This window comes from Mesorhizobium sp. M7A.T.Ca.US.000.02.2.1 (genome assembly GCF_003996995.1).
In the GTDB taxonomy this organism is placed as follows: domain Bacteria; phylum Pseudomonadota; class Alphaproteobacteria; order Rhizobiales; family Rhizobiaceae; genus Mesorhizobium.
In genome coordinates, this window is sequence record NZ_RZTT01000533.1 from 1 (window position 1) to 3,475 (window position 3,475).

At 60.7% G+C, this 3,475-nt stretch carries 5 protein-coding genes; 2 read left to right on the forward strand and 3 right to left on the reverse strand.

Going from position 1 to position 3,475, the window contains the following annotated elements:
• Positions 1 to 394: amino acid--tRNA ligase-related protein (locus EOD15_RS30970; protein ID WP_348629440.1), on the reverse strand; the 394-nt coding region annotated here is incomplete at its 3' end.
• Positions 395 to 511: 117 nt separating this feature from the next.
• Here EOD15_RS30970 and efp point away from each other — a divergent pair.
• The gene (efp, locus tag EOD15_RS30975) at positions 512 to 1,081 is read left to right on the forward strand and encodes an elongation factor P (protein WP_027038615.1); all 570 of its coding nucleotides are present in this window, start codon (positions 512 to 514) and stop codon (positions 1,079 to 1,081) included.
• Positions 1,082 to 1,153: 72 nt separating this feature from the next.
• Here efp and EOD15_RS30980 read toward each other — a convergent pair whose 3' ends face one another.
• Complete coding sequence (locus EOD15_RS30980) at positions 1,154 to 2,053, reverse strand: HNH endonuclease (protein ID WP_127321815.1); 900 nt, start codon at positions 2,051 to 2,053, stop codon at positions 1,154 to 1,156.
• A 223-nt stretch (positions 2,054 to 2,276) separates the two neighbouring features.
• Between EOD15_RS30980 and EOD15_RS30985 the strand changes: the two genes are divergently transcribed.
• Positions 2,277 to 2,819, forward strand: coding sequence for a dihydrofolate reductase family protein (locus tag EOD15_RS30985; protein WP_127321816.1), 543 nt, complete (start codon positions 2,277 to 2,279; stop codon positions 2,817 to 2,819).
• Between the two features lie 42 nt (positions 2,820 to 2,861).
• Here the strand turns inward: EOD15_RS30985 and EOD15_RS30990 are convergent.
• The coding region (locus EOD15_RS30990) for a patatin-like phospholipase family protein (RefSeq protein ID WP_148129719.1) at positions 2,862 to 3,475 on the reverse strand (614 nt) is incomplete at its 5' end.

The following is a 3,475-nucleotide window of genomic DNA, read 5'->3' on the forward strand; positions in this document are numbered from 1 at the left end:
AGACAGGGCTTTCATAGGCCTCGCCCACGCGGTACCATTCGAGCATGGTGAATTCGGGATGGTGCAAGGGGCCGCGCTCGCGGTTGCGATAGACTGGACCGAAGCTGAATATCCTGACTTCACCGGCGGCGAGCAGCTTCTTGCAGGCGAATTCCGGCGAGGTGTGGAGATAGAGCGGCGCCCTTGCACCATCCGGCCCGACCGCCTCCGTGGCGAAAGCCGCCAGATGCGCCTCGTTGCCGGGCGAGACCTGCAGGGCCGCCGTTTCCACCTCGACGAAATCATGGGCGGCGAACCAGTCGCGCAGGCTGGCGGCGATGCCGTTGCGCAGCATCAGCCGCGGGCGGCGGTCGGCGTGAACGTCAGGCGTCCACCAGGGCGAAGCTTTGGTCATGCGGCTCGGAACATGGTGGAAGGGGGCTGGCGGCGGCGGCCAAGATGCGGTAGGCCCCCATCCAGCGCCGCACAAGCCGGCAAACGCCAGTCAACTCTTCTTGCAGGATTTAAAACCGTGGTGAAAGTCATCGCCAGTTCGCTCCGCAAAGGCAATGTCGTCGACAAGGACGGCAAGCTTTATGTGATCCTCTTTGCCGAAAACATCCACCCAGGCAAGGGCACGCCGGTAACGCAGCTCGACATGCGCCGCATCGGCGACGGGGTGAAGGTTTCGGAACGCTACCGCACCACCGAACAGGTGGAGCGCGCCTATGTGGAAGAGCGCGAGCACACGTTCCTGTATCGCGACGGCGAAGGCTTTCATTTCATGAACCCGGAAAGCTACGACCAGGTCGCGGTGTCGGAAGCCGTGGTCGGCGACATGGCGCCTTACCTGCTGGAAGGCATGGCCGTGCAGGTGTCGCAGTTCAACGGAATTGCCATCTCCCTTGTGCTGCCGCAGCGCGCCACCTTCGAAGTGGTGGAAACCGAGCCGACGACCAAGGGCCAGACGGCCTCGTCGTCCTACAAGCCGGCCGTGCTGTCCAACGGCGTGCGCACCCTGGTGCCCCCGCACATCGCACCAGGCACCCGCGTGGTGGTGATGACGGCCGATGGCGCTTATGTGGAGCGGGCGAAGGACTGAGGGGGGCGAGCGCCCAAACGACCACTGCAAGCAATGCCTTTCCATAGACAGGGGGCAGCTTCGAAACACCGCTTATTGCTTGAAGCAGTGCTCGCGGTGCCATTGCAAGAAATGAGGATGCGGGCGTTCGAGCTGTCGGCGAGGCGGAAGCGCGCGGCGCGTCTTGTTTATGAAGCCCTGCACGCTGTCGAAGTCATTGACCTGTCTGGAGATCAGGATTTCCAAATCGTCCGACAGGCTGATCAATCCACGGTCGAACATCCAATGCGCAGTGCCGGACAGTGCGATCCCATTGTTGACGACATCAGGCCCGTTCGCCTCAACCGGTCGAATATGTGCGGCAGAAACCTCTGCCCGGCCTCCGCCATTTATCAGCTTGAGACCTGTGATCGCGCAGCGCTCGTCATAGGCACGTAAGACGACTCGACGGAAAATGCGGTCCCGCACGATTCGCGATCCGATGTAGCTTACGCGGTCACGACTCTGCTCGAATTCGAATGGCGCCTGCTCATCCTGAAAGCCGGCAGATATGCCGACCTCATCAACGCGCGGCAGCAACAACTCATTCGTATCCAGGCCCAGATCGATGATCCGGTTGAAGTCACCTGGGCTGAGTGCGCGGACAGCAGATTGGGCGCGGCCAGAAATCCGTCCCTCATCATTGAGCAGGCCTCGTTCGACGGGACCGTCAGATCCGCTAAATGGAACAGGATTGACGAAATCGAGGTAGCTTCCGGGCTCAATCAGCGCGAGATACATGTCAGGCGTTACCGGATCGGGGATGATCTGCTGGACTTTCGCTACAGCGTAATAGCCCCGTGTATCGTTTACCTTGCTGGGCTCGTAGTAGATAATCCACTTGCCGACACACGCTTCAACGCGGCGCAGATACGGGCGAGGAAACTGGTATTGCTCTGCGGGGCGATCGTTGTATCGCGCATCCGAGCGATGAATGAAAACCCCGAATCCCATGAATCTTCCTGCAATGCGTTCTTGGGAATAACTACTTCAGATGTGGCATCAAAATCCGAACTTTGGGGTTTAGTCCAGGCGGCGGTCGCACTTCCCCATGGTATCGGTCTTTCGCAGCCTCGCGCTGAAGCGCCACACTACAACGAAGCGCAGCAATATATTTCAGGAAGCCTGTCGCAAAGCGCCCACGCGGTTCGTCCTTTGACGGAAGAAGGAGAGCGCTATGCGAAAACTCATCGTCACCGAATTCATCAGCGTCGATGGCATTGCCGAGGTCGAGAAGCTGCCCAGCGTGACCTGGAACGACGAGATGAACAGGTTCAAGGAAGACGAGCTTGCCGACAGCGGCGCCATGCTTTTGGGGCGCACGACCTATGAGATCTTTGCCGGCTCCTGGCCAACGGAAACCGGAGATTTTGCCGACCGGTTCAACGCGCTGCCTAAATATGTCGCCTCGACCAGCCTGAAGGCGCTCGACTGGAAGCCGGCCGAATTGCTGAAAGGGCCTCTGCCGGAAGCGGTCAGGACGCTGAAGCAAGGCAGCGGCGGCAACATCTACGTGCATGGCAGCCTCAGCGTCGCGCAGGAATTGCTGCGCCACGGCCTGGTCGAGCGCGTCAGGCTGCTCAGCTATCCAGGCACCGTCGGCCAGGGCAAGCCGCTATTCCCAATCGGTGAGCCGGTGACGCTCGACCTGATTTCCGCAAAACCATTTAGCAACGGCGTGGTGGCGCTAGAGTATGCACCGGTGACGGCGAAATCGTAGGTCGGTTGGGCTCTCTCCTCTCAGGTGAAGGAAAGATGCACCTCACCCGACCTGCTTTCCCCGCCTCCCCTTGATGGCGGCGCTATTCCTCGCCTCAACCACCTTCTCCACCTGCCGCTTCAGCTCGTCCTTGATATCCACCGTTTCGTTCATCAAGGCGTCGATCTTCAGGAAATCGAGGACGCGGTATCTCGAGACTGCCGGGCGGACCAGGATGTCGGGGCGGCATTGTTTCAGCTTGTTGGCGGTGATCGACTGCATCATCAATTGCGTGGCGCCGAACATCAGGTCGACGGAGGTCGGCTGTTTGCGGTCGGCCTCTTCGGGCGCGCCGACCACGTCGACGCCGATGATGATGTCGGCGTCGTTTTCGATCAGGTCAAACGGCACGGGGTTGTAGATGCCGCCGTCGATCAGCAGCCTGCCGTCGCGCGTCACCGGCCGGAACACGGCGGGGATGGCCGCCGAGGCCGCCAGCGCCGAGTGCAGGTCGCCGTCTTCGAAGACAGCCAGCTTGTGGCCGAAATAGTCGGTCGCCGTCACCTTCAGCGGGATTTGCAGCTCGCCGAAGGTTTCGGGAATGGCCTCGGGCAAAAAGGCCTTCAAGATGCGCTCGACGTTGAACTGGCTGACGCGGATGCCGCCCTGCATGGCTT

What these genes read in the sequence shown, in the direction of transcription:
- EOD15_RS30980 (WP_127321815.1), bottom strand. Translation starts at nt 2,053, where the DNA reads ATGGGATTCGGGGTTTTCATTCATCGCTCGGATGCGCGATACAACGAT.
- EOD15_RS30985 (WP_127321816.1), top strand. Translation starts at nt 2,277, where the DNA reads ATGCGAAAACTCATCGTCACCGAATTCATCAGCGTCGATGGCATTGCC.